At 64.9% G+C, this 6,239-nt stretch carries 9 protein-coding genes; all 9 read left to right on the top strand.

The genetic code is table 11. The features are described 5' to 3' along the window. On the top strand, nucleotides 1-332 hold a 332-nt coding region (locus tag AOT83_RS27720; RefSeq protein WP_198530403.1), incomplete at its 5' end, for a hypothetical protein. A gap of 8 nt (nucleotides 333-340) precedes the next feature. After that, nucleotides 341-877: a hypothetical protein gene (locus AOT83_RS00030; RefSeq protein ID WP_057966504.1), complete on the top strand. Its 537-nt coding sequence runs from the start codon at nucleotides 341-343 to the stop codon at nucleotides 875-877. Next, nucleotides 874-1,188, top strand: a complete 315-nt coding sequence (locus tag AOT83_RS00035; protein WP_057966501.1) for a hypothetical protein — start codon at nucleotides 874-876, stop codon at nucleotides 1,186-1,188. Before AOT83_RS00030 ends, AOT83_RS00035 begins: the two co-directional genes overlap by 4 nt. After that, nucleotides 1,188-1,559, top strand: coding sequence for a hypothetical protein (locus tag AOT83_RS00040; protein WP_057966500.1), 372 nt, complete (start codon nucleotides 1,188-1,190; stop codon nucleotides 1,557-1,559). The genes AOT83_RS00035 and AOT83_RS00040 overlap by 1 nt, the downstream gene beginning before the upstream one ends. Next, a complete protein-coding gene (locus AOT83_RS00045) occupies nucleotides 1,556-1,951 on the top strand; it encodes a hypothetical protein (RefSeq protein WP_057966499.1) in 396 nt (131 codons plus the stop codon). The genes AOT83_RS00040 and AOT83_RS00045 overlap by 4 nt, the downstream gene beginning before the upstream one ends. A gap of 91 nt (nucleotides 1,952-2,042) precedes the next feature. Continuing rightward, a complete protein-coding gene (locus AOT83_RS00050; RefSeq protein ID WP_057966498.1) occupies nucleotides 2,043-2,858 on the top strand; it encodes a hypothetical protein in 816 nt (271 codons plus the stop codon). Between the two features lie 98 nt (nucleotides 2,859-2,956). Then, complete coding sequence (locus AOT83_RS00055) at nucleotides 2,957-3,286, top strand: hypothetical protein (protein ID WP_057966497.1); 330 nt, start codon at nucleotides 2,957-2,959, stop codon at nucleotides 3,284-3,286. Between the two features lie 8 nt (nucleotides 3,287-3,294). Further along, on the top strand, nucleotides 3,295-3,666 hold the full coding sequence (locus AOT83_RS00060; RefSeq protein WP_240483031.1) for a hypothetical protein: 372 nt from the start codon (nucleotides 3,295-3,297) through the stop codon (nucleotides 3,664-3,666). 36 nt (nucleotides 3,667-3,702) lie between these two features. Next, the gene (locus tag AOT83_RS00065; protein WP_057966496.1) at nucleotides 3,703-6,231 is read left to right on the top strand and encodes a hypothetical protein; all 2,529 of its coding nucleotides are present in this window, start codon (nucleotides 3,703-3,705) and stop codon (nucleotides 6,229-6,231) included. The last annotated feature ends 8 nt before the right edge of the window (nucleotides 6,232-6,239 follow it).

Below are 6,239 nucleotides of genomic sequence, written 5' to 3' on the forward strand. Positions count from 1 at the left end.
TCAACGGCGTGAAGACCACGCTGCTGCTCAACGATGAGGACGCGAAGGCTAGGGGCCTGTCCCACAAGGATTTGGCATCGGTGCGAATCGAGGCCGAGTCAGCAGCCGCGGCAGAAGCTGCCGCCAAGGCCGAAGCCGAGGCTGCCGCCGAACAGGAGGCAGCTGAGTTGGCTGCAAAGCAGCAGGCCGAAGCCGAGGCTGCCGCCGAACAGGAGGCAGCTGAGTTGGCTGCAAAGCAGCAGGCCGAAGCCGAGGCTGCCGCAGCGGCCGAAGCGGCGAAGGGTACACCCGCACCGGCCAACAAGGCCGCCAAGGCTACGGCGAACAAGTAGGAGTGACGGTGCTCGACGCAGCCGCACTGGCGCAGTACACCAAGGGCCGTCTCGCCGAAGGCGATTCGGAAGCCGAGCGGAATCTTGCAGCTGGGCTCGCCGCGGTTCAGCGTTGGTGCGGCTGGCACGTCACTCCCGTCAAGCAACAGCACGAGATCGAACTCGATGGACCCGGGGGTCCGCTGCTACGGCTGCCGACTCTCCGGGTCGTCGAGTTGATCAGCGTCACCGAGGACGGCGTAGCCCTGAGCCTGAGCACCCTGGAGTGGTCCAAAACCGGGCTGGTGCGCAAGAAGTCCGGGGTGCCATGGTCGCGCAAGCTCGGCGCGATCACGGTAAAGATGAATCACGGATTCGCCGAGGCCGCCGATTTCGAGGCCGCGGTGCTCTCGTATATCGACCGCATGTCGCAGACCCCCGAGGGCGGCAAGCCTATCGCGGTTGGGCCGTTCCGATGGGCCGAAGAGGAAACCGCGGCAGGGTCCGCGTTTTCCATGGCAGAGCTGTCGATCCTGGACCTGTACCGGCTGGAGCCACAACCGTGAGCGAGCAGGTGATCCGCCACCGCGGCGCCGGCCGCGACGAGAACGGTCGGCTGACCCAGGCAACCGACACCGCCCTGATAGCCGTCGCCGTGGCACCTGGCAGCGGCTCGCAGACCGGGCAGGGGCACCGCCAAGAGCGGGCGCGCAGCGGCGAGGACATCGCGTGCACGGTCTACTTCAACCCCGGCACCGACCTGATCAACAGCGACGAACTGACGGTGCGCGGCAAGCGCTATCCGATCATCGTCAACGACTGGATGCTCTCAGGCCGCGGTGGCCTGGAGGTGCTGTGCACGCGGGGGCAAGGCTGATGGCCTTCGTACTGGACCAAGACGGCGGCGCCGAAGTACTCAAGGAACTGGCGGCCAGCGCGATCAATGGTCTGGCGCAGCAGGTTGCCGACGACATCGGCGAGGGCGCCAAGGTCACGATCTACACCACCGACCGCGCCGCGGCGACGGTGAGCGTGCCGGCCGAGATGCAAGCCAAGGATGGCGTACTCACTCGCGCCGCCGCGGCGGCCGGACTGGAGGTGCGGCCCAAGCCCGCCACGGAGACGCGCAATCGCGGTAAGGGGCGCAAGGCGCGGCCGGAAGCGACACCCGCGGAGGCGAAGGCGTCTGGCGATGCAAATGAGGCGTGGGTGGCTGCGCGGCGGTCGCAAGGCAAGGCTGGCCGGTGACGCTACCCGCGGTGCGTGAGCCGGTCGACGTCGCACGCCTGATCAAGGATCGGCTCAAGGCCGACATGGCGGCGCGGTTCCCCGAGTTGTCGGTGCGCCTGGAACTTCCATCCGATTGGACTCTGGGCTCCGATCCGGTGCTGCTGGTCGCCGATGACGGCAGCACGTTGGACATGTGGCCGGCGGCGACTGACCCGACGATCCGCATCACGTCGTGGACATCGGGCCGGGAGACCAAGTACGCGTACGCGGCGATGCCCTATCTGCTCACCACACGGATTCCTGGTATCGCCGCGATCCTGCCGGGTGCTGCGTTCCTGGAGGCACGCGACTCGCGCACACGCGGTGACCTCATCTCGTTCACAGTCCGCACCCGGGCCCGCACCCGATAGCGCGCTGTAGCGCACCGATCAACCCCGCCTACCTGGCGGGGTTTTTTGTTGGCCCGCAAGGGCTCTCACGCCCTTAAGGAGGGAATCAACAATGGTTGCAACCATCAATCCCGATGCCACCGTCATCCCGGACAAGGCCGAGGTCTGGCTGATACTCAAGCAGGATGTCCCAGGCAACAACATCGCCGCGAAGATCCCGACGAACGCCACCGCCGACCCTGGGGCCAAGGGCTGGGAGTTTTCCGGACTGATCGACGACAAGAAGGGCATCCCACTCGACCCGTCCGGCGAGGTCAAGGAATACGACGCGTTCGGGCACCCCTCATTCCGGATCAAGTTCCGCAAGGGCAAGCTCAAGAGCGGTTTTACTGCCCTGGAGTACAACGCCGTGACCCGCAAGGTCGTCCTGCCGGGGTCCACGCCGGACAAGCTGGGCATCCCCAAGGATGTTCAGATCTATGTGCTGTACCGGTATGTCGACGAGGACGTGACGCGCGTGTGGGTGGCGCTGCGCCCGGCCCTGGCTGAACTCAAGAGCCACGGCGGCATTGTCGACGGCGAGCTGTCGTTCGCAGAGATCACGGTGCACCACACCGCCGATGCGAATGGCGATGTGTTCAAGTACTTGGACAGCAGCGCCGCCGACGATGTCACCAAGACGTTCACCATCGACGCGGGCGTGACCGCGTACACGGCGACGGTCGATGGTGACACCACGGTCTCGATCACGGCGCTGACCGACTACGCGTTGCAATCGGCGTTGCGGGACTTGGACTCTGTACAGGCGCTCGACGATCCGGGCGTGACTGTCGAGGGCCCCGAGGGCGGTCCGCTGGTGGCCACCTTCACCGGTCCGGTCACCGGAGTTTCGGCCACCGGCACCGGCGGCACCGTCACCGTCTCATAGGGCGAAAGCACCCGCCCCGGACGCGACCGACTCCCGCGCCCGGGGCGGGGCTCCACCTCAGCGAGTCGGCCCCCTCCCTCTAGTCAAGGAGTCAAACCATGACCGCACCACGTAAGAGCGCACCACGCAAGGCAATTCCCGCCGATGCGCCCAAGCCGCAAGATCGCAAGGCGAAGAAGTCGGCGGCGATTCGCCAAGCTGAGGCCGATGGATATGTGGACATCGAGCAGAACGGGATCACGTTGCGAATCCCATTCGGGGACGCCGTGCCCCTGGAGGCGTACATGAAACTCAAGGGCGGCGACGAACTGGGTGGCACTGAGATGCTTCTCGGATCTGAACAGTGGGCGGCGTTCCTCGCAACAAGCCCGACTGTGGGAGATTTCGCCGCGATCGGCGCTCAGTTGTTGGAGCTGTCGGGGGAATAATCGGCCTCTTGAGCCTGCTCGACGAGCATGGCGACGAGATAGAGGCCGACCTAGCCCAGTTCTACAACGGACTTGACCTCACCGATTTGTACCGCGGCACACTGTCTATCCGCCGTCTCGGCGTCCTGGTTCGCCAACTGCCGCCGCATTCGCGGACGGTAGCGGCAGTCAACGACGGTCAACCGGGCTGGACGGTCACCGATCATCTGATCGCTGATGTGTGGGCGGCGCTGGTCAAGCTGCTCGGCGATCCGAAAAAGGTTCCCGAAAACATCGACCATCCAACGCGGGCCGCGATGGTCGCCAAAGCCGTTGCCGCAGCGAAGGAAGCACTCAAGGCCATGTTCCTGAAACGCAAGAGTGGCTATGTCAAGCATTGATCAATCTGTGAATTCCGTTGTGGAGGTGGGATATACGTGACGACAATCGGATACGCCACCCTCCAGATCATCCCGTCATTGAACGGCGTTACCGACGCGATCGACAAGCAGATCGAAGGCAAGGTCGTCAGCGTCTCGATCGCACCCAAGGTCGATCAGAAGGCCGCCGACACTGCGGGCAAGCAGGTCAAGGACACCATCGAGAAGCAGACCGCCGAGGTTGCGGTCAAGCCGAAGGTCGACCAGCCCGCCGCGGAAACCGCGGGCAAGCAGGCCAAGGAGACGGTCGAGAAGCACACCGGAGATGTCAAGGTTGTGCCGCGGATCGAATCGGCTGCGATCACCAACGCCGGGGCCACGGCCGGGGAGCTGGCGGGGCGTGCGATCGGTGAGCAGATCGCCAAGACCATCCCCACTGGGATGTCGGGCATTTCGGGTTCGGTCGGCAACATTTTGCGTAGCGCCCTACCCGGCCTTGGGTCGGTAGTGGGTGCGGGCGCGGGAGCGGCCATCGTGACATCGATCCTCGATGGGGTCAGCAGAGGCAACTACACCAAGGCTGGTGAGTCCATCAAGCGCGGTCTCGTCGGCGCGGTGGATAAGGCGAACATCGGAACGGATATCGCTGTCCGGTTGGGCAATTCGATGGCCGGTGGCCTATCCAAGGCGTCGGAGAGGGTGAGCGCTGTGACGGGCGCAATCACCGGCCGGATCGGTGAGGTCAGCGGTGCTCTGACGACCGCCAAGGAGCTGATCGGAGGAGATGACGCCTGGGGTGCATCGGGGATAGATGCCCTCAATAACGCGCTCGGTACTGCGACACCCCTACTAGAGGGGCTGAACGCCGCGGCAGTCCTGGCGTCCGCTGCATCGAACGCGGTTGCGCTGGGCACCAAGGCCGCAGCCGCAGCACAACGGTTGTGGAACCTGGCCATGACCGCTAACCCGATCGGCCTGATTGTGGTGGCGGTGGGCGCATTGGTGGCGGGAATCATCTACGCGTATCAGCATTCCGAACGGTTCCGCGCCATTGTCGACGCCGCATGGAAGGCCATCAAGATTGCCGCCGAGGCCGTCGTCAAGTGGTTCATGGACACCGCCTGGCCAATGCTCAAGAGGGTATGGGAAGGCATTGGTGACGGCTGGAACTGGCTCGTCACCAAGGCCAGTGAGGTATGGACCGGTGTGCGCGAGAAGTTCACGGCCATGGTCACTTTCGTCAAGGGCCTGCCCGGTGCTATCACCAACGCAGCCAAGGGCATGTGGGACGGGCTCAAGAACGGCCTTCTCGACGCGCTTCGGTGGATCGCGGACAAGTGGAACCGGATGACCGATGCGCTGAGTTTCACCATCCCCGAGTGGATTCCCGAGATTGGTGGCAAGCAGTGGCACTTGCCGAAGGCCCCGCAGTTCGACATCGGCGGCTATACGGGCAACGTGCCGGTCAACCGGATAGCGGGAGTGGTTCACGGGGACGAGTTCGTCATCAAGTCCCAGTCACGCAAGGGAATTGAGAATGCCTACCCCGGACTGCTGGACTACCTGAACGCCACCGGCAAGCTGCCAGGGTATGCCGAGGGCGGATTGGTCAAGGGCACCGCGGAGCTGCGCAAGATCATCAGTGAGCGATTTGGCATCAGCAATATTGGCGGCTATCGGCAAGACAGCTACGGGGAGCATCCAACCGGCCGCGCCCTGGATGTGATGGTGTATGGCGACAAGGCCAAGGGCGATGCGGTCAAGGACTTCGCGGTCGACAACGCCTCGGCCATTGACCTGAAATGGGCTATCTGGCAACAGAAGCTCTGGTACCCGGGTGGGCGCTCGGAGAAGATGGCGACCCGCGCAGGTGGCGACCCGACGCAGAACCATATGGATCACGTGCACATCTTCTCCGGGCCCGGTATCGCCAACGGTCTGCTCGGCGCGTTGAAATCCAGGGGCGCCGAGATGGGGCAGGGCGTAGCCGCGGGCGTCAACCCGCCCGTCGGCGACACCACGGTCTCATCCGGCGGCACCGAAGCGGTGAGCGCAGCATCGAGTGGCGGCGCATCGTCCACCGGTGGCGGCGGGTTCAATCTGCCGTCGTCCATTTCCGGGCTCTCGGGGATCGGCCTGGCCGGTATGGGCGTCAAGTCGCAGGTGCCCGGTCAGCCCGAGCGCACATTCGAGTTCGGCGATGCAGCTGCCGCAGCGGTCGGCGGCCAGGTGTCCTCGGCGCTCGGGGTGCTTGGCGTTGGCGATTCGCCGGGCTGGCTCAAGGGGATTTCGCAGTTTGTCAGCGGTATTTCCGTTGGTGGTGGCGGCGGTTCCGGTGGTGGCCTTGGTGCGTCCGATGGCGCTGGGATTGGCCGATTCGGCGGAGCGGCGCCAATCTCAGCGTCGGCCGCTGTGCCGGCGCCCGCGGCCGTTCCCGCGGGGACGGCTCACGGTGGCCGCGCGGGGCAGCAGCCCGGGCCGACATTCAACACCATGATCAGCGCGTTCGACACCAGCGATGCCGTGTCGATGATGCGTCGGCAGCAGGACGAAATCACGGCGGCGAAATTGGGCAGGTGGTCATAAATGGCGGT

Origin of the sequence: Mycobacteroides sp. H001 (genome assembly GCF_001440005.1) — a bacterium.
GTDB classification, from domain to species: domain Bacteria; phylum Actinomycetota; class Actinomycetes; order Mycobacteriales; family Mycobacteriaceae; genus Mycobacterium; species Mycobacterium gwanakae.

Bases quoted from the DNA above. Each gene is read 5' to 3' on its own strand.
- AOT83_RS00040 (WP_057966500.1), top strand. From the start codon at position 1,188: ATGGCCTTCGTACTGGACCAAGACGGCGGCGCCGAAGTACTCAAGGAA.
- AOT83_RS00050 (WP_057966498.1), top strand. From the start codon at position 2,043: ATGGTTGCAACCATCAATCCCGATGCCACCGTCATCCCGGACAAGGCC.
- AOT83_RS00055 (WP_057966497.1), top strand. From the start codon at position 2,957: ATGACCGCACCACGTAAGAGCGCACCACGCAAGGCAATTCCCGCCGAT.